Origin of the sequence: Rhizobium leguminosarum, assembly GCF_002953715.1 — a bacterium.
Lineage (GTDB): Bacteria > Pseudomonadota > Alphaproteobacteria > Rhizobiales > Rhizobiaceae > Rhizobium > Rhizobium leguminosarum_V.
The window spans coordinates 4821146-4843956 of sequence record NZ_CP025012.1 but is presented as its reverse complement, the minus strand read 5'-3'; the positions used below and the strand labels follow the sequence as shown (position 1 = coordinate 4843956).

The 22811-nt window shown below is 61.9% G+C and carries 25 protein-coding genes; 15 read left to right on the top strand and 10 right to left on the bottom strand.

Annotated elements, in window-relative coordinates; all coding sequences use genetic code 11:
- The first annotated feature begins 21 nt into the window (after positions 1-21).
- The 3 genes from CUJ84_RS23980 to CUJ84_RS23970 are packed head-to-tail and all read left to right on the top strand — an operon-like array spanning position 22 to position 3744.
- Positions 22-1560, top strand: a complete 1539-nt coding sequence (locus CUJ84_RS23980; RefSeq protein ID WP_105007999.1) for a di-heme oxidoredictase family protein — start codon at positions 22-24, stop codon at positions 1558-1560.
- Positions 1560-2660: an imelysin family protein gene (locus CUJ84_RS23975; RefSeq protein ID WP_105007998.1), complete on the top strand. Its 1101-nt coding sequence runs from the start codon at positions 1560-1562 to the stop codon at positions 2658-2660. Before CUJ84_RS23980 ends, CUJ84_RS23975 begins: the two co-directional genes overlap by 1 nt.
- A 4-nt stretch (positions 2661-2664) precedes the next feature.
- Positions 2665-3744, top strand: a complete 1080-nt coding sequence (locus CUJ84_RS23970; RefSeq protein ID WP_105007997.1) for a DUF1513 domain-containing protein — start codon at positions 2665-2667, stop codon at positions 3742-3744.
- A 56-nt stretch (positions 3745-3800) separates the two neighbouring features.
- Here CUJ84_RS23970 and CUJ84_RS23965 read toward each other — a convergent pair whose 3' ends face one another.
- A complete protein-coding gene (locus CUJ84_RS23965; RefSeq protein WP_105007996.1) occupies positions 3801-4877 on the bottom strand; it encodes a DUF2252 family protein in 1077 nt (358 codons plus the stop codon).
- 254 nt (positions 4878-5131) lie between these two features.
- Here CUJ84_RS23965 and CUJ84_RS23960 point away from each other — a divergent pair, with 254 nt between their 5' ends.
- From CUJ84_RS23960 to guaA, 3 genes are all read left to right on the top strand, one after another.
- Positions 5132-5581, top strand: a complete 450-nt coding sequence (locus tag CUJ84_RS23960; protein ID WP_003544704.1) for a PaaI family thioesterase — start codon at positions 5132-5134, stop codon at positions 5579-5581.
- Positions 5578-6216 (top strand): 5'-methylthioadenosine/S-adenosylhomocysteine nucleosidase, encoded by a 639-nt coding sequence (locus CUJ84_RS23955; protein ID WP_105007995.1) that lies wholly within the window; start codon positions 5578-5580, stop codon positions 6214-6216. Before CUJ84_RS23960 ends, CUJ84_RS23955 begins: the two co-directional genes overlap by 4 nt.
- Before the next feature lie 92 nt (positions 6217-6308).
- Positions 6309-7871, top strand: coding sequence for a glutamine-hydrolyzing GMP synthase (gene guaA / locus CUJ84_RS23950; RefSeq protein WP_105007994.1), 1563 nt, complete (start codon positions 6309-6311; stop codon positions 7869-7871).
- Between the two features lie 246 nt (positions 7872-8117).
- Here the strand turns inward: guaA and CUJ84_RS23945 are convergent, their stop codons facing one another.
- Positions 8118-8717, bottom strand: a complete 600-nt coding sequence (locus CUJ84_RS23945; protein WP_105007993.1) for an NADPH-dependent F420 reductase — start codon at positions 8715-8717, stop codon at positions 8118-8120.
- Between the two features lie 154 nt (positions 8718-8871).
- Positions 8872-9606, bottom strand: a complete 735-nt coding sequence (locus CUJ84_RS23940) for an SDR family NAD(P)-dependent oxidoreductase (protein WP_105007992.1) — start codon at positions 9604-9606, stop codon at positions 8872-8874.
- A 276-nt stretch (positions 9607-9882) separates the two neighbouring features.
- Between CUJ84_RS23940 and CUJ84_RS23935 the strand changes: the two genes are divergently transcribed.
- The gene (locus CUJ84_RS23935) at positions 9883-10779 is read left to right on the top strand and encodes a LysR family transcriptional regulator (RefSeq protein ID WP_105007991.1); all 897 of its coding nucleotides are present in this window, start codon (positions 9883-9885) and stop codon (positions 10777-10779) included.
- Between the two features lie 79 nt (positions 10780-10858).
- Here CUJ84_RS23935 and CUJ84_RS23930 read toward each other — a convergent pair whose 3' ends face one another.
- Positions 10859-11389 carry a dihydrofolate reductase family protein gene (locus CUJ84_RS23930; protein ID WP_105007990.1) on the bottom strand — a complete coding sequence of 177 codons (531 nt, stop codon included), beginning with the start codon at positions 11387-11389 and terminating at the stop codon, positions 10859-10861.
- 208 nt (positions 11390-11597) lie between these two features.
- Complete coding sequence (locus tag CUJ84_RS23925; RefSeq protein ID WP_105007989.1) at positions 11598-12479, bottom strand: AraC family transcriptional regulator; 882 nt, start codon at positions 12477-12479, stop codon at positions 11598-11600.
- Between the two features lie 541 nt (positions 12480-13020).
- Here CUJ84_RS23925 and CUJ84_RS23915 point away from each other — a divergent pair.
- On the top strand, positions 13021-13512 hold the full coding sequence (locus tag CUJ84_RS23915; RefSeq protein ID WP_105007988.1) for a GNAT family N-acetyltransferase: 492 nt from the start codon (positions 13021-13023) through the stop codon (positions 13510-13512).
- Between the two features lie 107 nt (positions 13513-13619).
- Here CUJ84_RS23915 and CUJ84_RS23910 read toward each other — a convergent pair whose 3' ends face one another.
- From CUJ84_RS23910 to CUJ84_RS23900, 3 genes are all read right to left on the bottom strand, one after another.
- Positions 13620-14165, bottom strand: a complete 546-nt coding sequence (locus tag CUJ84_RS23910) for a YbhB/YbcL family Raf kinase inhibitor-like protein (RefSeq protein ID WP_105007987.1) — start codon at positions 14163-14165, stop codon at positions 13620-13622.
- Between the two features lie 38 nt (positions 14166-14203).
- The gene (locus CUJ84_RS23905; protein WP_105007986.1) at positions 14204-15058 is read right to left on the bottom strand and encodes a helix-turn-helix domain-containing protein; all 855 of its coding nucleotides are present in this window, start codon (positions 15056-15058) and stop codon (positions 14204-14206) included.
- 268 nt (positions 15059-15326) lie between these two features.
- Positions 15327-16253: a LysR family transcriptional regulator gene (locus CUJ84_RS23900; protein ID WP_105007985.1), complete on the bottom strand. Its 927-nt coding sequence runs from the start codon at positions 16251-16253 to the stop codon at positions 15327-15329.
- 78 nt (positions 16254-16331) lie between these two features.
- Between CUJ84_RS23900 and CUJ84_RS23895 the strand changes: the two genes are divergently transcribed.
- A complete protein-coding gene (locus CUJ84_RS23895) occupies positions 16332-16871 on the top strand; it encodes a hypothetical protein (RefSeq protein WP_105007984.1) in 540 nt (179 codons plus the stop codon).
- Here the strand turns inward: CUJ84_RS23895 and CUJ84_RS23890 are convergent.
- Positions 16838-17740 carry a LysR family transcriptional regulator gene (locus CUJ84_RS23890; protein ID WP_105007983.1) on the bottom strand — a complete coding sequence of 301 codons (903 nt, stop codon included), beginning with the start codon at positions 17738-17740 and terminating at the stop codon, positions 16838-16840. The two genes, CUJ84_RS23895 and CUJ84_RS23890, sit on opposite strands and share 34 nt — an antisense overlap.
- Positions 17741-17868: 128 nt before the next feature.
- On the opposite strand from CUJ84_RS23890, the gene CUJ84_RS23885 reads away from it, so the two are divergent.
- Both CUJ84_RS23885 and CUJ84_RS23880 read left to right on the top strand, forming a co-directional pair.
- Entirely contained in the window at positions 17869-18240 is a 372-nt protein-coding gene (locus tag CUJ84_RS23885; RefSeq protein ID WP_105007982.1) for an Atu4866 domain-containing protein, read from the top strand.
- Positions 18241-18384: 144 nt separating this feature from the next.
- Positions 18385-19119: an SDR family oxidoreductase gene (locus CUJ84_RS23880; protein ID WP_105008292.1), complete on the top strand. Its 735-nt coding sequence runs from the start codon at positions 18385-18387 to the stop codon at positions 19117-19119.
- Positions 19120-19199: 80 nt separating this feature from the next.
- Here CUJ84_RS23880 and CUJ84_RS23875 read toward each other — a convergent pair whose 3' ends face one another.
- Positions 19200-19763, bottom strand: a complete 564-nt coding sequence (locus CUJ84_RS23875) for a methylated-DNA--[protein]-cysteine S-methyltransferase (RefSeq protein ID WP_105007981.1) — start codon at positions 19761-19763, stop codon at positions 19200-19202.
- Between the two features lie 280 nt (positions 19764-20043).
- Between CUJ84_RS23875 and CUJ84_RS23870 the strand changes: the two genes are divergently transcribed.
- From CUJ84_RS23870 to ybaK, 4 genes are all read left to right on the top strand, one after another.
- Complete coding sequence (locus tag CUJ84_RS23870; protein ID WP_105007980.1) at positions 20044-20643, top strand: 2'-5' RNA ligase family protein; 600 nt, start codon at positions 20044-20046, stop codon at positions 20641-20643.
- 103 nt (positions 20644-20746) lie between these two features.
- Positions 20747-21808: a succinylglutamate desuccinylase/aspartoacylase domain-containing protein gene (locus CUJ84_RS23865; RefSeq protein WP_105007979.1), complete on the top strand. Its 1062-nt coding sequence runs from the start codon at positions 20747-20749 to the stop codon at positions 21806-21808.
- 119 nt (positions 21809-21927) lie between these two features.
- Positions 21928-22278, top strand: a complete 351-nt coding sequence (locus CUJ84_RS23860) for an ArsC family reductase (protein WP_105007978.1) — start codon at positions 21928-21930, stop codon at positions 22276-22278.
- 35 nt (positions 22279-22313) lie between these two features.
- Positions 22314-22787: a Cys-tRNA(Pro) deacylase gene (gene ybaK / locus CUJ84_RS23855; RefSeq protein ID WP_105007977.1), complete on the top strand. Its 474-nt coding sequence runs from the start codon at positions 22314-22316 to the stop codon at positions 22785-22787.
- Positions 22788-22811 lie beyond the last annotated feature (24 nt).

Sequence of the window (22811 nt, the reverse complement as noted above, 5' to 3'; positions counted from 1 at the left end):
CGGAGCGGCCCGGACCCTAAAATGTCGCATGCCCCGGCCCGCCGATTGATCGCCAGCGCAGTGCTCTGCGCCACGCTTGCCGGTTTTTCCGTCAGCATCGCCGCCGGTTTCGATCTGCCGACGAAACGCACCGACCTTTCCGAGGCCGATTTGAAACGTGTCGCCGACGTCACCCGGCCGACGGCGGATTTTTCCAAGGCAGAACAATACGAAGCGATGCAGGCAGGGGCTACGACCTCGATCGACCCTGTCACCGAGGACAGCTTCTCGCATATTTCGGCCAACATCCCCTTCGACGAAGAGCAGAATTTCAAGCTCGGCAACGCGCTCTTCCGCAAGCTCTGGGTTTCTGCTCCCTCCTCGACGCAGGCCTCCGATGGTCTCGGGCCGCTGTTTAACGCCCGCTCCTGCATGAGCTGCCATGTCAATGATGGCCGCGGCAGACCGCCGGAGGGAGGCCCGAGCGCCACCTCGATGTTGCTGCGGCTTTCCCGTGCGGCCAGGACGCCGGAGGAAGAAAAGGCGATCGCGCAGGCTGATGTCGTCAATTTTCCCGATCCGGTTTACGGCCATCAGCTGCAGGACCTCGCCGTTCCCGGCCTTGCTGCCGAGGGGAAGATGGCGATCAGCTACCACGAAGAGAGGGTGACGCTCGGCGACGGCGAGACCGTGCCGCTGCGCCGGCCGAGCTATGCAGTTGTCAATCCCGCTTATGGACCGCTCGATCCCGCGACGACGATTTCGCCGCGTGTCGCCTCGGCGATGATCGGCCTCGGACTGATCGAGGCCATTCCCGAAGCCGATATCCTCGCCCATGCCGATCCGGACGATGCCGATGGCGACGGCATTTCGGGGAAGGCGGCGATTGTGCGCGACCACCGCAGCGGCAAGATCGCGCTCGGACGATTCGGCTGGAAGGCACAGAATGCCACTGTGCGCGACCAGAGTGCCGATGCCTTCGCCAATGATATCGGCATCTCGACGCCCGATCAGCCGAATGCGCAGGGCGACTGCACCAAGGCGGAAGAAAAATGCCTTGATATGCCGACCGGGGTGCAGAAACGGCTGGGCAGGCAAGAGGCGCCGGGTCCTATTCTCGACCTCGTCACCTTCTATTCCGAAAATCTCGCCGTTCCCTCGCGCCGCAAGGCAAGCTTCCCCGAGACCCTGCGGGGCAAGCGGATCTTCTACGAAACCGGCTGCATTTCCTGCCATGTGCCGAAATTCGTCACCCGGCGGGATACGCCGGACAAGGCACAGTCCTTCCAGCTGATCTGGCCCTATTCCGACTTTCTTCTGCACGACATGGGCGACGGCCTTGCCGACGGGCAGCAGGTCGGTCTTGCAAGCGGACGTGAATGGCGCACGCCGCCGCTATGGGGTATAGGACTGACCCGGACTGTCAGCGGACACAGCTTTTTCCTGCATGACGGCCGTGCGCGGAGCCTCACCGAAGCGATCCTCTGGCATGGCGGCGAAGCTGAAAAGGCCCGCAAAGCTTTCTCCTCCCTGCCGAAAGACGACAGGGCGGCCCTGATTACATTCCTGGAGTCACTTTGATGCGCCTTTGGCACCCCCTGCTCTGCCTTACTCTGATCGGCCTCGCTACATCAGCGGCCGCCCAGACGGCCACTCCCCCGGCAGGGCTGAACGAGGATGCCGTTCCCGCCGTCATGCAGCGCGCCGTCGACGAGGTGATCCGTCCCGGCTATCGCAACATGCAGCAATCGGCCGCCCGGCTGACGACGGCGATGAAGGATCTTTGCGCCGATGGCACGCAGCAGACGCTCGACAAGGCGAAGTCCACCTTCGACGACACGATCCGCTATTGGTCGATCATCGAGATCGTCCAGACCGGACCTGTTATCCAGGACAATCTCTTCGAGCACATCCTGTTTTATCCCGACCGCAAGGGCGTCGGCCTCAAGCAGGTGCAGGCGCTGATCGCCAAGGCCGATCCGAACGATGCGACCGTTGATGCGATCGCCGGCAAGAGTGTTGCGTTGCAAGGCCTGACGGCGCTGGAATACGTGCTTTACGGCAATGGCTCCGACGATCTCGTCGGGCAGAAGGGCAGTTTCCGCTGCCTTTTCGGCCAGGCGGTCGCCGGCAATATCCAGCGTGAGGCCGGCGAAGTCGTCGCCGCCTGGGAAAAGCCGGATGGCGTGCAGGCGAGCTGGAAACATCCAGGCCCGCAGAGCAACGATTTCATGGACAACAAGGAAGCGGTGACGGCGCTGCTCGGCATTCTCGTCCATGGTGCGGAGAATGTCCGCGACCAGCGGCTGGAGCAGTTCTACAAGGGCAAGGACACCGCGCCACGGCCGCGCATGGCGATCTACTGGCGCTCCAAAAATACCTGGAAATCGATGGCCGCCAATCTGGAGGGCCTGCGCACGCTCTGGCAGAAGGCCGGCATGGCCGAGCTTCTGCCGCCGGACAAGCAGCCGATTGCCGCTTCGATCGACGAGGACTTCAAATCGCTGCTCGAGAGCGTGCCGAAGCTCAATCCCGACATCGACGTCGCCACAAGCGATGCGGAGAAGGCCAAGCTCGATACGCTGCTTGCCGAGAGCCGCGACCTGATCACCCGGATCAGCGACGAATATGGCGCGGCGATCGGCCTTTCGGCCGGCTTTTCCTTTTCGGACGGAGACTGAGACGATGATGCGAAGTGCCGCGATCGACCGACGCAGTTTCGTCAAGGCGGCCGGCCTTGGCTTCCTTGCTGCCTTGACGCCGAGGTCGCTGATGGCACTGGAGCGGGCCGATGCGGTCTATGCCTCGGGCATTCGTGCAGCCGACGGCTCCTTTGCCGTTGCGACCGTGACCGAGCGTGGCGAGATCGTCGATCAGGTAGCGCTCCCTGCCCGCGCCCACGGCATGGCCTTCAGCGCCGCCACCGGCAAGACTGTCGCCTTTGCGCGCCGGCCCGGCACCTATGCAATGATCTTCGATCCCTGGAACAAAAGCGAGCCGATCGTCATCAACTCCAGGGAGGACCGGCATTTCTACGGTCACGGCGCCTTCTCTCCTGACGGCCGTTTGCTCTACGCCAGCGAGAACAACTTCGACGGCAATCGCGGTATGATCGGCCTCTACGACGCCACTGACCGCTTCACCCGCATCGGCGAATTCGAGACCTACGGCATCGGTCCGCACGACATGACGGTGTCCGATGACGGACGCCTGCTCATCGTCGCCAATGGCGGCATCGAGACGCATCCGGATTTCGGCCGTACCAAGCTCAATCTCGGCGAGATGCAGCCGTCGCTGGCGCTGATTGATGCGGCAACCGGTGCGCTGGTCGAAAAACATGTGCTGCCGGCGGAATGGGCGGAACTCTCCACCCGCCACGTCGATCTCGACGGCGAGGGTCGCATCTGGTTCGCCTGCCAGTATGAAGGCCACCGCAAGGATTTGCCGCCGCTTGTCGGCCATTTCGCCAGGGGCGAAGATCTCTCCTTCATCGACCTGCCGGAGGAAACGACGCGCCGGCTTGCCAATTACGTCGGGGCGATCGCCGTCAATCGCAGCGAAGGTCTCGTCGGCATCACCTCGCCGAAGGGCGGCGCCTCGGTGACCATCGACGCAAGGACGGGCAAGATGCTGGCCGAGACTTCCGTTCCGGATGCGGCGGGCATCGCCCCGGCAAGAAGCGGCTTTGCCGTTTCTTCCTATGATGGCGATTTCCTGTCGACCCGCAGCGACGTCGCCTGGGATCAGCACATCGTACGGATCTAAATCAGAGAAGCGCAATTCCGGACGCAAAACCGCTGCACACTTTTGCTGGAATTGCTTTAGCCGGCGCGGGAATAGGCTTTTTGCTCGGCGCTGACGCTCGATGCCGCGGCCCTTGCCGCCTCGTGCAGCCAGTCGTTTCCCCGCGCCGCCAAATCCTTCAGGATCGCCGCAACCGCCACTGCATCATCGCAATGGCAATTGGCGATCTCAAAGCCCATCAGTTCCAGCATCGTCGGCGAAAGCAGGATCTCGGGATGCCGGTCGATTTCGATCTTGCAGCTGTTCGGCGAGAGCCGGCGCAGGAGGATGCGGCCGGAGACCCGGTAATGCGGATCGGCAGAGCGCGCCCGCCCATTGGCGATCTCGCTTGCATGGATCGCCACGTCCTGCGGCCGGTGGCGAAGCGACCAGACGGACGGCAGCAGCGCCTTTGCCTCACGCAGCACCGGCCCACCCTGCCATTCGGCATAGGCGACGAAACGCGGCCGGCCGAGGCTGCCGGTGCCGCCACTGCGTGGCTTCGCCACGAAGGATCCTGACCCCAACGGCAGAGCGTCTGCGAGCGCCTGGACATAGGCTGATGGCGGCGGCTTGCTGCCGGGAAGCAACATTTCGTATTTCTCCCAGAATTCCCGGCGTTCGGAATTCGGCAGCATCAGCGCCTTGCGCAGCCATTTGTGGTCGCGCTCGAGGATGACGGGCAACGGATTTTCAAGGCCCCGGCGATAGCCGCTCAAGATCAATTCGCCGATCATGCGAACGGAGGGACCGTCGTCGCCGCGCGCCAGGATGGCGCTTGCCGCAAGGCGGACGAGATCAAATGCATAGGGCATCATCGCCGCGTCGTCGAAATCATTGACGCCCCAGACGAGCCGGCCCTCGGTATCGCGCCATGTGCCGAAATTCTCCAGATGCGTGTCGCCGATCGCCAGCACCTCAGGCGCGCCTGACAGTTCCGGGCAGATATCGAGGATGATCTCGCACCAGCGCCAATAGGTGGCGCGCAGGAAGACGAAATCGCCGCTTCGCATCTTCTCGTGCTTCTCCCGCAGATCGTCCTTGACGAGATCGTCGCCGAGTTCGCCGGCCAGCCAGGTCTCGAAATTCCGGACCGATTGCGATATCGTCGTCATGCCGGCACTCCATCATTTCGCGACGCGATGCGGAGAATACGCGCGCCGCGCGAAGCTGCAATCGTCTTCGCATCGGATCGCCACAATCCGCCGGTACTGGCCAGCGGTACCAGCGTGCACGGCGACGGAAAGGTGAAAGGTTGCCCCGGCGACACGGTCCCGGGTTTCCATCGCCGCCCAGACCGATTTCAGCAATGTCCAGCTTGTCGAATGCGGCGCGCCATGCCAATTTCGCGGCTGCAAGAGGGGCAGACATGAGCGAGACTGACAGGGGCGATTTCCGCGCGCGAATCCGCCGTAATTTTGCGCGGCAGGCGGCGATGGAAACGATCGGCGCGGAGCTGACGCGCGTCGAGCACGGCGTCGTCGAGATCGAGCTACCCTTCGACGTCAAACTGACACAGCAGCACGGAATCCTGCATGCAGGCATCATTTCCGCAGCGCTCGATTCGGCCTGCGGCTTTGCGGCCTATAGCGTCATCGACCCGGAAGCCTCGATCCTGACGATCGAGTTCAAGGTCAATCTCATGTCGCCGGGGCGTGGCGATCGTTTCCTGTTTCGCGGGGAAATCACCAAACCCGGCTCCACCATCATCGTCGCCGACGGACGAGGCTACGCGATCAGCGACGGGCCGGCGAAACTCATCGCCTCCATGACCGGAACGATGATGGTGATCCGCGGTAGAGAGGGCATTACGGGATGAAGTTCGAACTGAAATCGGTCGCGGGGAAATCCATCCTTTTCGTCATGGCGGCAGAGGCCGAATACGGTCCGTTCCTGCGTTCGCGCATCGAACCTTTGATGACCGGCGTCGGTCCGGTCGAGGCAGCCATCGCGCTGAGCAAGACGTTGGCGCGGCTGGATGCAGTCGATGAGCTGCCCGATCTCGTCGTGTCCCTCGGCTCGGCCGGCTCCGCGAAGCTGGAGCAGACCGAAGTCTATCAGGTGACCTCGGTTTCCTACCGCGACATGGACGCCTCGCCGCTCGGTTTCGAAAAGGGCAAGACACCCTTTCTCGACCTGCCCGCAACGCTCGAGCTGCCGCTGCGCATTCCCGGCATTGCCGAAGCAAGTCTTTCTACCGGCGGCAACATCATCTCGGGCGCCGCCTATACCAATATCGACGCCGACATGGTCGACATGGAGACCTATGCGGTGCTGCGCGCCTGCCAGGGATACAAGCTGCCGCTGATCGGCCTTCGCGGCATATCCGACGGCGCCGTCGAGCTGCAGCATATTTCGGGCTGGACCGAATATCTGCACATCGTCGACCGCAAGCTCTCCTACGGCGTCGACAGCCTTTTCACGGCGCTGGAGGACGGGGTTTTCTGGTTCTGAGCCCTTGAATGCGGGACAATTGGAACAATAAAAACCCGATACCGCCGATTTCCCGGATTGCCAGGCGAAGCGCTTTTCATTAAAGCCTCGCCATGACCCAGACAGCACATCCCGACTCCGTTCTCATCGTCGATTTCGGCAGCCAGGTGACCCAGCTCATCGCACGACGCGTGCGCGAGGCCGGTGTCTATTGCGAGATCGTCCCCTTCCAATCGGCCGAAGAGGCCTTTCGGCGCCTGCAGCCGAAGGCCGTGATCCTGTCCGGCAGCCCGGCTTCGACAGTGGACGAGGGATCGCCGCGAGCGCCTCAGATCATCTTCGACAGCGGCCTGCCGGTCTTCGGCATCTGCTACGGCCAGCAGACGATGTGCATGCAGCTCGGCGGCAAGGTCGAGAGCGGCCATCACCGCGAATTCGGCCGTGCCTTCCTTGAGGTCGACAGGGACTGCCAGCTGTTCGAGGGCCTCTGGTCCTCCGGCTCGCGCCACCAGGTCTGGATGAGCCATGGCGACCGCGTCACCGCGCTGCCGGATGGTTTCGAGGTCGTCGCCACCTCCTCCAACGCGCCCTACGCCTTCATCGCTGACGAGAAGCGCAAATATTACGGCGTGCAGTTCCATCCCGAGGTCGTGCATACGCCTGATGGCGCCAAGCTGATCGGCAATTTCATTCACAACATTGCCGGCATCAAGGGCGACTGGTCGATGTCGGCCTATCGCCAGAAGGCGGTCGAGCAGATCCGCGCGCAGGTGGGCGACAAGCGTGTCATCTGCGCGCTTTCGGGCGGCGTCGACAGTTCCGTCGCAGCCCTCTTGATCCACGAGGCCGTCGGCGACCAGTTGACCTGCATCCTCGTCGACCACGGCCTGATGCGCAAGGACGAGGCGGCCGGCGTCGTCGCCATGTTCCGCGAGCATTACAATCTGCACCTGCTGCACGTCGATGCCGCCGATCGCTTCATCGGCGAACTCGAAGGCGTCAGCGACCCGGAAACCAAGCGCAAGATCATCGGCCGGCTGTTCATCGAAACCTTCGAGGAAGAGGCAAAGAAGCTCGGCGGCGCCGACTTCCTCGGCCAGGGCACGCTCTATCCCGACGTGATCGAGAGCGTTTCCTTCACCGGCGGCCCGTCGGTGACGATCAAATCGCACCACAATGTCGGCGGCCTGCCGGAGCGCATGAAGATGCAGCTCGTCGAACCGCTGCGCGAGCTCTTCAAGGACGAGGTGCGCGCACTCGGCCGCGAGCTCGGCCTGCCCGACAGCTTCATCGGCCGCCACCCTTTCCCAGGCCCCGGCCTTGCGATCCGCTGCCCCGGCGGCATCACCCGCGAAAAGCTGGAGATCCTGCGCGAGGCCGATGCGATCTATCTCGACGAAATCCGCAAGGCCGGCCTCTACGACGCCATCTGGCAGGCCTTCGCCGTGCTGCTGCCCGTCCAAACCGTCGGCGTCATGGGCGACGGGCGCACCTATGAATTCGTCTGTGCGCTGCGCGCCGTCACCTCCGTCGACGGCATGACGGCGGACTTCTACCACTACGACATGGAATTCCTCGGCCGCGCCGCGACCCGTATCATCAACGAGGTGCGCGGCATCAACCGCGTGGTCTACGATGTTACGTCGAAACCGCCTGGCACGATCGAGTGGGAGTGAAGGGGAATACCGTGGAGTAGTATCGGATAGTAGAGGACACTCGCGCGAGTCCTAGGTCATCGATAGCAGTCGATAGATTCTATGCGACCCTGTCGGGCGTCTCCCCGCTCTTCGAACGGCGCCTATACGCCGTCAGCCCACCCCAACCTTCGCGACTTTGTGACTTCAAGTATTCGGTCGCGCGCTGCTCGAAGACGTTAGCGCGCGCGACCAGTTCTCAGCGCCGATCACACGGCCGTAGATCGATTACTGCTCCTTCTTGAACAAATCCTGGAAGATGAGCTGGCCCCAAGTGCGGCCGCGTGCGTGCACCAGCGCGCCACCCTCGTTGAGCTTTCCCAGCTTTACCGGTGCGAACCCGAGCTGTTTGGCCAAATCCGCCACGGGAGCGATCGCGTCCTCGTCATCGCTCGACAGAAAGACGACCCGATGGCCGCCCTCGACGACCGGATCGGTAGCCAGGGTAGCTGCAATCAAGTGATTGAACCCTTTCACGAACTTGGCGCCGGTGAACGATTTCGCGACGAAGGCGGAGGACGGGAGGCCGTCCAGCTCTTCAGGGACGGGAAATGCGTTCATCGCATCGATGACCGTCTTGCCTTTCCAGCTCGGCAGGGCCTTCGCAACCTCGCGATGCTCGCCGAACGGAACCGCAAGGATGATCGTGTCGGCCTCGAGTGCATCCCGCAGCGACTTGGCGACGACCGTGGGCCCAATCGCCCTAGCCTGCGGCGCCAGCGCCTCGGGCGGCCGGCGGCTCGCGACGGCCACCTTGATGTTTTTACGGGCGAAGGCGTGGGCGAGAGCCTGGCCTATCTTACCGAATCCTACAATCGCATAGCTCATAGTGCTTCTCCGATCCGTGTTGATATTGATTCCCCGGCCTTCAACGGCGCTGGGTTATCCGTTCCGCTGTGTGGCGACCTTCGCGTAGACGTCCCGCCGTGAACGACTTCGGCGCGGCCGGACGGTCAGCGGCTTCCGGCAATCCGGCGCGATTTCAGATGGCCGAGAAGCCGCCGTCGACAGACAACTCCACCCCATTCACGAAGCTCGAATCGTCTGAAGCAAGAAACAGCGCGGCCGCCGCAATTTCCTCAGGACGACCCATCTTTCCCCGCGGGATCAGGGATTCGAACATTTGCTTCGCCTCCTCGGTGAGAACTTGGTCCTGCATCGGTGTGGCGATCGGCCCCGGATGCAACACGTTCACCCGGATATTCCTGCCCTTGAGTTCGTTGAGCCATCCGCGTGCGAACGCGTGCAGCGCCGCCTTGCTCGCCGCATACACGCTGTAACCAGGAAAACCTTTCAGCGAAGCAACTGACCCGGTCATGAAGATCGATCCGCCATCGTTGAACAGCGGCAACGCCTTCTGAACCGTAAACAGCGTGCCCCGCGTATTCAGGTTGAAGGTCGCGTCGAAATGCTGCTCGGTTATCTCGCCCAGTGGGACGGCTTCGCCCGTGCCGGCGCTCGCGTACAGGATGTCGATCCTGCCCTTTTCCCGCTTGACCGTGTCGAACAGACGGTCGATGTCTTCGAGATTGGACGCGTCGCCGCGCACGCCGGTTACGTTCCGGCCGATCAGCTTGACGGCCTCGTCCAGCGATTCCTGTCTGCGGCCCGTGATGAAAACATATGCGCCTTCTTCAACGAACCGCTTGGCGCTCGCCAGCGCCATGCCGCTCGACCCACCCGTGATGACTGCAACCTTACCTTCAAGCTTTCCCATGACTTCTCCTTCCAGGCTCTGCCTTTGGTCGTTCGGGGACGCCCCCGAGACCCTCAAGATGGGTCCGCCGGGGTCAGGCGTTGAGTGCGGAAGCGCGCACATCGGTGGTGCAAAATCGATCCGGCTAGACGACTGACGCCAGCCGCGACGATTGGTGTCCGCCGTTTGGAATTGGGCCGCGCTCGTCGACATAAGCTATGATGACAGCCTGTACTGCTGTACGAATGCGTTAGATACGGGCTTTGGAAGGCGCACCGCGCGGTGCCGGATTGCACCATGATCGACTGGGATGACATTCGCTACTTTCTTGCCGTGGCGCGCGGAGGCTCAGTGCGGGCTGCCGCCGAGGGCCTCGGGGTGTATCACTCGACCGTGCTGCGACGCATCGCTCAGCTCGAGGAACGCCTCGGGGCGCAGATGTTTGAAAAGTTGCCTTCGGGCTACCGCCTGACGGCTGCGGGTGAGGAGGTCCTCGAGCTCGCGAACCAGATGGAAGCGTCGTCGCACCAGCTGGAGACGCGCGTCTTCGGGCGCGACCAGAGCGTGCGCGGGCTTCTGCGGGTGACGTTGGCGCCGACCCTTGCGACACATCTGCTCATGCCTGATCTCGCCGATTTCGCGCTTCTGCATCCTGATATCGAGATGGAAATCGTGTCGTCCGGCGAGCTGGCAAATCTGACCAACCGAGAGGCCGATGTTGCGATCCGCGTCGTTTACGACCGCAAAACCCTGCCGCTCAATCTTCACGGCCTGAAGGGACCGGAGCTCTTCAGCGGCGTCTACATGTCTCGCGATCGACTGGCCGCATGGCGTGCGGGCGCGCCGGATCCCATCCGGTGGATCGTCATAAGCATTCATGGAATTCCTGATTGGGCCAGCGAGGGTGAGGTTCGCACCACGGGGGTTCCGTTCAGGACCACGGACGGCGAGGCGCAGATCGTTGCGGTACGGCAAGGGCTCGGGATGACGACGCTGCCGTGCTTCGTCGGAGATGCCGACCCCCTATTGGTGAGGGTACCGGGCAGCGACCTGCACATGCATGGAACGCTCTGGCTTCTCACACAGGGGGAGACACGCAAGACGAAGCGCGTCCGGCTCTTCACTGAGTTCGTATCCAGCAGGCTCTCCGCCTACGCTCCGCTTCTCGCGGGGCTCTCCATATCGCGCGACTGACGCCCGGCGGGTCGCCGGCGACGCCTGCCGTCATCCCATCGGAAGCCGAGCGGCGATTTTCATCTGGCGAGATGCGAGATCAAGCCGGAACGTAGGTCAACCTGATCACATCCTCGCCAATCCGGTCATGAGCCATCAGGCGGAGCGGCGGCCGGGGTCCGGCGAAATATGGCTTGCCGTGACCGATCACGACGGGGTGCAGGTAGATTCGATACTCATCGATCAGGCCAAGTTCGGTGAGGCTTTGCGCCAAATTGGGGCCGGCAACTTCGATCTCCCCGTCGCGTTCCGCCTTCAGCTCGCGGATTGCGGCTTCAAGATCTTCCCCAACGAGCCTGGCGTTGGGACCGACCGACTTCAACGAGCGCGAGACGACCCATTTCGGCTGGTTCCGCCACGCTGCCGCGAAGGCCTGTCGCTCTGCATCCCATTCAGGATGTTCGTCGTCCCAGTAACGCATGACCTCATACATCTGGCGACCGTACACACTGCCCGCCTGCCGCTGAGCCTCCTCGATGAAGTGGCGGAAGAGTGTGGGGCTTGGCGCAAACGCCATATGATCGACGTAGCCGTCCAGGGACTGGTTCATTCCGAACACAAGCTTAGCCATACTCACTTCCTTTCCTCAAACGGCACATCCGCGCAGGCCTGATTGCATTATGCAATCGGTTGTAAGTTAGCTCAACTGGTTTTATATCGCAATTGGTTTTTGAGTGCGCATAAATCCGCGACCTGATGGTCGCCAACCGCCGGTCTGGGGTGGACAACGGCCTGTCCGCTTCCAACGATCAGAATGGACAAGCCGTCATCACAGGGCGCTATTTCAGCGGCAGAAACAACTCCGCCACCGCCTCATGCTCCGCCACCTCCGGGAAGAAGCTCAGCCGCTGGCAATAGATCGGGAAATCACGTGCTTCCTCGCCGCTCACCGGAAGCCAGTCGCGATAAAGGTAGAGTGCGGCGGGCTCCAGATTGTCGGTGTTGCCGACGACACGCAGCACCGCGCAGCGTCCGCCAGGGATCTCGCCGGCTTTGATCTCTTCGCCGTTCGCCTCGATCGGTTGGTCGGTCCCGACACAAAGGTCCACGCTATAATCGGCAGGCGACGCAGGACGCCGCTCGGAACGCCAGACATTGAAGGTCGGACTTGTCTTGGGGTGCAGGCCAGCGGCTACGCGCCAGGCGATGAACCGCTGAATGGTGGCGCCGAGCGTCGCCGGGTCGCCCCGGTGCTCCATGATCGCCACCGGCGTGGGCGGCACATCGCGAATCTTCACGTCGTCAGTGGTAAAAGTTTTCTGCATGAGCTTGCTCCTTGCGTTGTCGAGAGGCCCGAAGGCCGCAAGCCACGGCTCCCAGTCGGGAGATTTCCGGAACGACGAAGGCGATTGCCCGAACCGTTGCCGGAAGGCGCGGGCGAAGGCATCCGGTGCTTCGTAACCGGCATCCATCGCTATGTCAGTGACGCTTTGGGCGTCCCTGTAGGCCAGCCGGTGCGATGCACGCTTCAGACGGGCAAGCTGGACATAGCGATGCACGGACAATCCGAAGGTCGCCGTAAACTGCCGGTGGAAATGAAACTTTGAAAAGGCCGCAACACGGCTTACCGTTTCCAAGTCCAGATCACGATCAAGATGCCGGTCAATATAGTCCAGCACCCGCCGCATCCGGACCTGATAGTTTTGAAGCGCCGTCTTCATCGTCCCTCCTCCGTGGCGGCTCCATCTAATCGCTGGCGGCCATACCGGGCTCGGCCGATCTTGCGGTTCGGCGTGGATCAGCCGAAAACTTCCGACGACCGCTTACAGGCAAGTCTTATCTACGGCACGCGGCAAAAAAAGAGCGCAAGCTGTCGGAAATTGCCGATCTGGTCCGCTTCGCCCGCAGTCTTATCGCCAGGGATTGGTCGACCAGTTCGTGGTGCCGGTGGCGCTGGGCAAAGGCCTGCCGCTGTTTTCCGAACTCACCGCGCCAATGCCTCTCAAGCTGATAGGCGCGAAGGCCTTTCCGGGGGGCGGGGTGGCGCAGATCTATCGGTCGGCGCGAGAGGTCGCCGAGTATCTTGCGATCCTCGCACAGGACTGTTATTCGCATTTCCGTCTTAGAGGAGAATGCCTTTGTTTGCCGTCGCAACGATCCAGAACTCACCGGCTGCGGCGGTAGGGATGAAGGCGCACGGCATCGTGACCGAGAGCTGATCCTCACTCTATCGCTCGGCCTTAGCGCGCCCAATGCTGGCGCATGTCTAATGTCGAGAAGACTATGATCATCGAACTAACCACTCGTGACTTCGAAGCGCTGCTGAAGGGCATCGCGCCTCGCAATCTGCGCCTTGTCCAAGACAGCGCAATTGCGCTTCCTGAGATATTGGAGATGTTGAACCGCCTCGCGGCTGAAATCGGCGCTGAATTCTCGCCGTCCGCCTGGATGATCGTGGAGGATGGCGAGATCGTCGGCCTCTGCTCCATCGTTCGGGTTCCACAAGATGGAAATATCCATATCGGCTATGGGGTTGCGCCTTCCCGCCAGGGCCTTGGATGCACCACGCGGGCCATAGGGCAGTTGCTGCAGTGGGCGCGGAACGACCCTCGCGTGGCTCTGGTCTCTGCGGAGACCGGCGTCGACAACATCGCGTCCCAGCGTGTCCTTGAACGCAATGGCTTTGTCCAAATCGGCGAGCGGGTCGATGCTGAAGACGGTCCGTTGATCTGCTGGCAAGCAATGACTGTCTAGGTTTTACAGGCCAGAGAAGCCCGCACAGGAAACGGTCGGCCGAGGTTCACTTAGCTCGGCCGGCCCTTTGTCATGGAACATGATGACGACTTCGATCACGGCCGGCTTCAGCGGCCGTAGGTGGCCTCGACGGAGGCCTTGTCGAGCGTATTTGCCCTGACATAGAAGCCAACCATGGCGGCCGGCGCAGTATCGGGAAGCGGAAGCTTGTCGACCGAGAGCGCATAGACGGTGAACTGGTAGTGGTGCGGCTGATCGCCGGCCGGCGGGCATGCACCACCATAGCCTGATGTACCAAAGTCGGTGTGACCTTCGACAGTGCCTGCGGGAAACTTTTTGTCACCGCTTGCGCCAGTGGCAATCTCCGAAGCATTTGCGGGAATGTTGAACACCGACCAATGCCACCAGCCCGAGCCTGTGGGAGCATCCGGATCGTAAGCCATGATGGCGAAGCTCTTGGTCGCCTCAGGCGCACCCGACCAGGTCAGTTCCGGCGAGATGTTCTTGCCGGCGCAGCCGAAGCTGTTGAAGACCTGCGCGTCGGCCATGGACTTGCCGGCGGTCAAATCCTTGGAAGTGAGCTTCATTTCGGCCTGTGCGGCCGTCGCGCCAAAGACGGATGTGGCGAGAAGTACTGCTGTGATAAAACGCATTCTGTTTTCCTGCGGTTGATAATGCAGGAAAACTATCGTCACGGAGCAAGTGCATCTGCCCCGCTATGCTCAACTTCTGCCCCGATCCGCTCAAAACGCTCCGCCCCGCCCCGCACATGGCGTGGATTGACGCCGAACCGCTCTTTGAACCGCGCCGCGAATTGCGACGGTGAATCGTAACCGACCTCAAGCGCAACCTGCGCCATCGGCAGAGTTGTGGTTTGAATGAGGCCCAAGGCGCGGTTCATCCTTGTATCGCTCAAGATCTCACTGAAGCCGGTATTCTCGGCGGCCAGCTTACGCCTCAGCGTCGCTTCGCTCATGTTGAACGAGCGCGCCGCGTGCCCCAGCGTCCAATCAAAGGCCGTATCACTTTCGATCATCTGCCGCAGCCGGTCTTCGAGCCGAGGGCTTTGGCATTGGCCCAACACCGCTCCGCAGAGCGCAAACCAGGTGATCAGCTCCATCAAACGCGCCTTGGCAATGGCGCCGGGAAGCCTCGTCAGATTGCCGGGCTGACAGCAATATTCAAACAATGCCGCGGCTTCCTCCGGCAGCTTCGAGGTGCCTGCCGGGACAGGCCTCGATGGAACAGCGATCGATCCCATCCTGGTGTAGGCTTCCTCGAAGAGCTGTCGCGGAACAGGAAGCGCCAGGGTCTGATACTTCTGCGGCGCTTTGGGAATGTTCTCCATCGTCAACGGTCGATAGTCGGGCAGCAAGCCATAGGCGCCCGCCCCAAGGCGCAAAGCCTTGTCATCTGTCATGACAATCTTCGTTCCCGATTGCACCTGTATCAACAGGGGGCTCGTATTGACGAGACGAAAAAAACAGGCCCGCCCGCCCTGGCGGATCAAGGCCCTGGTCGGAATGGGAAAGACCTCGTCCAGCATATGTTCTCCGACAACGGGATTGATGATCGTGGGGCTCCGGCCGCCAGGCCGTGATACTGGGGCCATGACCGGTAGAACCGGGATGAAGACGCCCGCCTCGCCAGGACCGATCCCTTGAGGATCGGGAATAGCAAAACCGCGTGTCATGGGCAATCTTGAGCGTCATTTAGGTGTTCGAAATCAATGGATGCGGCATTATCTTCGCAACAACAGCCGCCTCACCTCAACGCATTTTCGTGGCTGGTGTTTGCTTGTCGTCGATGTGAATTCAGGTTTTGCCGGCAGCGTCCGCCCGGCTTTTCACGTGATCGATGAAGGCCCGCAGCTTCGGCATCACTTGATGACGGCTGGGATAGTAGAGGAACACACCCGGCGCCATCGGTGCGAATGCCTCCAGGACGCGGACGAGTTTTCCGGCCTTCACGGGTCCGGCGGCGATTGGCTCCGGCACTTGCGCAAGCCCCATATCTTCGACGGCGGCTCCCAGCATGGTGGGAAAATCATGAGCGATCAGCGGCCCGGAGACAACAGCCTCGATCGGCTTTTTGCCGCTGACAAACGACCACGGCGCGATTGAGCCGTTCGAGCGGCGCATGCGGATGCAGGCATGTTGACGCAGATCGTCGATACGCTCGGGCCGCCCTCTCCGGTGCAGATATTCGGGGCTGCCGACGACCACCAGCGGGAAGGACGGCGTCAGCCGGACCGCGACCATGTCGGCTGCGATGAACTGGCCGAGCCGGATACCGGCATCAAATCCCCCGGCGGCGATATCGACCAGCTCCTCATTCGCGGCGACCTCCACCTCGATCTCCGGAAAGGCCTGGCAGAAGGATGCGATCAGTGGCTCCAGCAGGATCGGCACCACTGCCGGCGGCACCGTGAGACGCAACAGTCCAGCCGGTCTCTGGCCGAGTTCACGCGCAACCTCGCTTGCCGCGACCAGTTCCTCGAAAGCGGGCTTTGCGCGCGTCAGGAACCGCTCGCCGGCTTCAGTCAGACCGACACTGCGCGTCGTGCGGATGAAGAGTACTGCGCCGACACGTTCCTCAAGAGCGCGTATGGCCTGGCTGATTGCCGATGGGATCACCCCGAGTTCCGCGGCTGCTCTGCGAAAACTACGGTGATGGGCAACGCTCAGAAACGCCTCAACGCCGTCGAGCGCGCCTTGCCTGACTGTGAAGTTCTGCTTCATACCGCATCGATATTATCGCCAATAGTCGATCGCGAGAAGCGGCCGTACATCTGGACCCCACAAATCAGGAGTGCCCCGATGTCGACGGAATTGATCTTTCAAACCCATCTCGTGCTCGGCTATATCACGTGGCTGCTTTGCTTCGGTGCGTATATTCTGCCCTGGCTCAAATCGATGGACAGGGTCAAGGCGCACCGCGCGATCGCCACTCTGCACAGCTTCCGTTTTTTCGGGCTCGTCTTCATTCTGCCCGGCGTCGTCGGTCCCAACCTGCCCGCCAGCTTCGCCACCTTCGCTGCCTTTGGCGACCTCGCGGCCGGGCTGCTCGCCATGCTGGCGCTCGTCACGATCAGGATACGTCCGATCTTCTGGCTGTTCGTCGTCGCCTTCAATCTCGTGGGAACGGGCGACCTCGCCCTCGACTACTATCACGCGATCCAGGCCGGCCTGCCGGCGCGGGCGGCGGAATTGAGCGCCGCATACGCGATCCCGATCATTTACGTGCCCTTGCTGATGATCACCCACGTCTTCGCATTCTATTTGCTGATGCGTCCTCTGGTTAAGGCGGCTCGGGCCGGCACGGATCACATCTGGCGCCCGTCAAATCTACGCACATAATCGACCAATGCGCGCAGCTTCAGCGGCTGCCGCTGGCGCCTGGGGTAGTAGAGATGGAAGCCCGGGAAGGGTGGACAGAAGTCCTCCAGCAGCGGCACGAGTTCGCCGCGGTCGATATAGGGCTGGAAGGTTTCCACCATGCCGAAGGTGATGCCTGCCCCCGCGCAGGCCATGCGGATCATCATTCCCATGTCGTTGGTCGTGACGGCGGGATCGACGGAGACGTCGAAGTCGCGATCATTCTCGGTGAACTCCCAGCGATAAGGCGCCGTATCCGGGCGCGGCCGCCATCCAATGCAGGCATGGTTCTGCAAGTCGCGGGGATGGCGGGGGTGGCCGCGGCGCTCGAGATAGCCTGGGGATGCGGCCGCGCATTGTCGCTGCTCTTCGGAGACTGAAATTGCGATCATGTCCTGTTCGATCACTTCGCCGAGCCGGACACCGGCGTCGAACCCGGCTTCAACGATATCGAATTCGTCATCGGTGATGGTGATATCGAGTTTGATGTCAGGGTGGGCTTCCATGAAGCCGGCCAGCAACGTGCCGGACAGGAAGTTCTCGGCGATCGACGAAACGGTGATCCTCAGCAGGCCGCTCGGGCGCGCCTGCATCTCCCTTACCGTCTGCATCGCATCCTTGACCTGGCGGACCGATGGACGAACCGCGTCGAAGAACACTTCGCCGGCTTCGGTCAGGCTGACGCTGCGCGTCGTGCGCTGGACCAGGGCGACGCCGACCCTATCCTCGAGGCGCTGCAGGGCCTGGCTGACGGCCGAGCGGGTGACACCGAGCCGCTCGCCGGCAAGCCGGAAGTTCCGCGCTTCGGCCACCGCAAGAAAAACTGAAATGCCTTCGAGATCATCGACCATTGGTTAGTATTTCTAACCAGGGCATCCTGGATTGGCAACTTAATCATCGCAGATGGGCACGCTATCTTTCAAGTCGAGATCAACGCCAAGACGCACTCATCGGCAGATCTTCTTCGAAAGGCAAGGCAATGCGAAAGATTTTCAAAAGCCCGGTCCTGCAGTTTATCACGGCGGTCACTCTGGCTGGCACGGCGACCAGTTCGTCCGCCACCGATGCCGTGAACCGCCGAGATCAGCAGCAACAAACAAGCGAAAACAGAATGCAGCAACATCCCTATGTCGGCATGTGGATGACGGATGATGGCCGCGTCCGCCACGAACTTCTGCCAAATGGCCGTTACGACGAAGCCCGCGGCAACCGGGAAAGTGCCTATCGAGGACGTTACGAAGTCACCGGAAGCCATATCGAATACTGGGATGACACGGGTTTTACGGCCGACGGCGATTTCGTCGACGGCAACACCCTTCATCATGGCGGCATGGTGCTTCGGAGCAAATGATGTGCCGCCTGAAAGGCAACGATGCGCTGCGCGCAAAATTCGATGCCTGGGCGGAGACGACGCTCAGCGCCGATTTTCCCGCCTGACCACCAAGAAAACCCTCAGCCGCATCGCCAGGCGAACGGCGTGCACATGGAGCTTGAAATGTCTGATATCAAAGGAAAAGTCATTGCCATCACCGGGGCCAGCAGCGGCATCGGAGAGGCTGCGGCAAAGGTGCTGGCTGCCGCAGGCGCCCATATCGTGATCGGCGCCCGCCGCACCGAGCGCCTGGAGGAACTTGCCGGCGACATCGCAGCAAAGGGCGGGTCGGTGCGCCTGCAAAAGCTTGACGTCACCGACCGGGCGGATGTCGAAGCCTTCGCAGGCTTTGCCAAATCCGAATTCGGCCGGTTGGACGTGATCGTCAACAATGCCGGTGTCATGCCGCTCTCGCTGCTTGAGGCTCTCAAGGTCGACGAGTGGGACCGGATGGTCGACGTCAATATCAAGGGCGTTCTCTACGGCATCGCGGCGGCGCTTCCGATCATGAAGGCGCAGGGATCAGGTCAGATCATCAACCTGTCTTCGATCGGCGGCCACAGCGTCTCCCCGACCGCCGCCGTCTATTGCGCGACGAAATTCGCAGTGCGGGCGATCTCGGACGGATTGCGGCAGGAGACAGATCGTATCCGCGTTACCGTCATCTCGCCCGGCACGACGACATCGGAACTGGCCGACACCATCACCGATCCGACGGCGCGGGACGCCATGAAGGCTTTCAGGGCGATCACCATCGGCCCCGAGGCCATCGCCAATTCGATCCTCTACGCCGTCAGCCAGCCCGATGACGTCGATGTCAGCGAGGTCATCATTCGGCCGACAGCCGGCCCGCATTGATCGGCCGAGATTTTGCCGAAGCAATTCCAGCAAAAGAGCAGCTTTGCGTCCGGAATTGCGGAAAGCGAAAAAGCCGCCGCCTAAAAACCCAGCGACTGCTGGGCAGGCGGCGGCGGTGCAAGGTTGACGCCTTCGAGCTCCAGCATGCGGGCCTTCGATGACGAACCGCCGGGAGCGGAGAAGCCGCCGATCTTGCCGCCGGCCGCAAGTACGCGGTGGCAGGGGATGATCAAAGCGACCGGGTTCTTCGCCATTGCCTGGCCGACGTCGCGGGCGGCTTCCGGCCCGACGCCGAGCTCCTTCGCCAGCGCGCCGTAAGTGGTGGTGCGACCCCAGCCGACACGCCTTGCCGCCGCATAAATATCCCTGAAGAAGGCATCCTGGCCGGCAAGATCCACTTCGACGCCGGAAAAATCCGTCTCCTCGCCCTGAAAGTAGCGCTTCACCGCAGCGACCGTCTCCAGCACAGCGGGCGTCGGCGCGCTGGGTTCGGCATCCGGCAGGCGGCGCAACAGCAGCCGTTCGGTCGCTTCCGCTGATTTGGTCGGCAGTTGGAAGCGGGTGATGCCGGCATCGCTCCAGGCGATGCCGCAGAAACCACCCGCGGTTTCGAAGATGAGATAGTGGTGCGTTGTCTCAGCCATGACACAGCTCCGCGTTTTCGATGACCTCAAAATCGTATGGGACGGCCGCTGTTTCAACCCGTTTCTTGCGCGCGCCGGGCTTCCGGGAAATATTGCGATGCACCCCTGCATTGTCGACCGACTATCCACTTCACCCGGTCCTGAGCGACGTTTCGGATAAGTGTGACCCCGAGCATATCGGGAAATTATGTTCTCTTTTTGTTCTTGATGTTGCTTCCATGCAGAGTATCTTCGTCGCGTTTTGAAAACGACGAGGCGGGTCATGACGACCTGAAACTCTATGAACCAGATGCCCTTCGACTTCGGAGACGACAAAAATGGTCGCGGACGGCGGAACGAAAGCTACGTCAGCGGACACCGACTTTTCTTTGCGCTCTGCCCTCCTAATGCCGTCGAGCAGCAGGCGGCCGCAATCGCCGATGACTATCGTCGAGCCTTCTCCCTTTCCGGGATGCCGCGCTTGACGACATTGCATGTGTCGATCATCTGGGTCGGCGATTATCCGAAGCTGCCGGAGGATGTGGTCTTCGCGGCACGACAGGCCGGCGCCACAGTCGAGAGTGCCCCGATCGCAATAAGCTTCGACCGGATCATGCGATTCCCGCAGGCGCGTTCGCTTGTGCTTTGCGGCGAAGGCGGACGGAAACCACTGACACGGCTGCACGTCCAACTGGGCGTCGGCATGTACAATGCCGGCTTGCGGCACAATGTCGGCCGCGATTACAAGCCGCATATGACACTTCTCTACGACCGCAGGGCCGTGCCGCCGGCGACCCTCGACCGTCCGGTCTCATGGATGGCATCCGAGTTCCTGCTCATCCACAGTGTTCTCGGAAAAACCGAATATCAGATCATCGATCGCTGGCCGCTGCTCGGCTGAGGGCAGTGATGTCCCCGACCGTGGCTTGCGCTTGCCTGATTTCCGCGCATAAGACTCGGGAAAGCCTGTTTGGGCGTCGGATTGCAAATGGGGAACAACATCAGTGGACGTTTCAGAGATCATCATCCCTGGAGATACGCCGGGAACGGAGTGGCGGTTGCCGGTGCTGCGCTTTAAGGGCCGCGACCTGAAGGCGCCGAAGACCTATATCCAGGCGGCTCTGCATGCCGGCGAGCTGCCTGGAACGGTGCTGCTGCATTTCCTCTGCGAGAGGCTGCGGCAGGCGGAAAGCCAGGGCGCGATCGCCGGCGATATCACCATCGTGCCACAGGCCAATCCGATCGGTGCGGCGCAATCGCATTTCGGCGAATTGCAGGGCCGTTTCGACCTGGGCTCGCGCACCAATTTCAACCGGGATTTCCCATTGATCTCCGTTGCGGATCGCGCCGCGCTGATCGAAAACCTCGATGATTATCCGGCTACCGACAGGCTGAAGCGGCAGCTGCTGCACATGGCGCTCGGGGCCGATCTCGTGCTCGACCTGCATTGCGACGACGAATCCCTGCAATATGCCTATATCGACGAGGCCTTCTGGCCGGAGGCGGCCGATCTCGCCGCCGCGCTCGACATGAAGGCGGTGCTGCTTTCCGATGGCGAAAGCTCGGCCTTCGAGGAGGCCGTCGGCTTTGCATGGAAATATGAAGTTCCCGGCGAGCGCCAATCCCGGCTGCCCGGAAAACTCTCCGTCACCGTCGAGCTGCGCGGCAAGCGCGATGTCGATCCGGTGCTGGCGAAAAGGGATGCGGACGGGCTCTGGCGCTTCCTTACGGCACGGGGGATCGTCAGTGACGGGAAGCCAGCGGCAATGGCATTTTCCGGTCCGGCCGTGCCGCTCGATAATGTCGAGATCATCCGCACTCCAGAAGGCGGCGCCGTGCTTTTCCATCGCAATATCGGCGAGAAGATTGCGGAAGGCGACCTTCTGGCGACGATCGTCACCCGGCCGGGGCAGCCGGGCGGCAGCATCGAGCTCACCGCGCCGCAGGACGGGCTGATCCTGACCCGAACCTCCGACCGGCTGGTGCGGCGGCGCGGCGACCTGATGAAGATCGCCTGCGACGAACCCAGCAAGGCCTCCCGCAAGGCCGGCACGCTGGAGAATTGAGCGGGGCCGGTTTTGTCCGGCTGCGATCGTCGACGCGCTCGGGGATAAAACGTCGCACGGCGTTTGCGCTGGCCTTCGTGCATGTTATCTCGCTGCTATCACAGGGAGATCGATCGGGCATGGCCGTCACCATCTATGGCATCAAGAATTGCGACACGATGAAAAAGGCGCGCAGCTGGCTGGAAGAACACAGCGTCGCCTATGAGTTTCACGATTACAAGGCGCTCGGTATCGACCGCGCCCATCTCGAAACCTGGATCGACCAAGCCGGCCTCGACACCGTCCTCAACCGCGCCGGCATCACTTTCCGCAAACTGCCCGATGCCGAGCGCGAGAACCTCAGCCGGGAGAAGGCGATCGCCCTGATGCTCGACCAGCCGTCGATGATCAAGCGGCCGGTGCTGGAGGCGAAGGGCAAGCTGCTGATCGGCTTCAAGCCGGAGATTTACGCCGGTACGTTCGGAGGCTGACGACAGGCGGCCCGCTGAGCTCACGAGGGAAAGAGATGTCCAAGACCACGCGCGCGACACAGCTTCTTTCGCAGGCAGGCGTCGCCTTCACCGTTCATGCCTATGACTACGACCCCAATGCCGAGCGCGTCGGGCTGCAGGCGGCCGAAGCGCTCGGCGAGGCGCCACATCGCGTGCTGAAGACGCTGATGGCGGAGGTGGACGGCAAATCGGTCTGCGTCGTCGTGCCGTCGGACCGCGAGGTCAGCATGAAGAAGCTGGCCAGCGCCTTTCACGGCAAATCGGCCAATATGATGAAGCCTGCCGATGCCGAGCGGCTGACGGGCTATCATGTCGGCGGCATCAGCCCGTTCGGCCAGAAGAAGACCGTCCCGACGGCGATCGAGGAAGCCGCCCTTGCCGAACCGCTCGTCTATATCAATGGCGGGCAGCGCGGGCTGCAGGTGCGGCTCGATCCGAAGGCTGCGTTGAAGGCGCTGAAGGCTGTCGCCGCACCGCTGATTGCCTGATCGGAGCATGATGCCGAAAAGTGT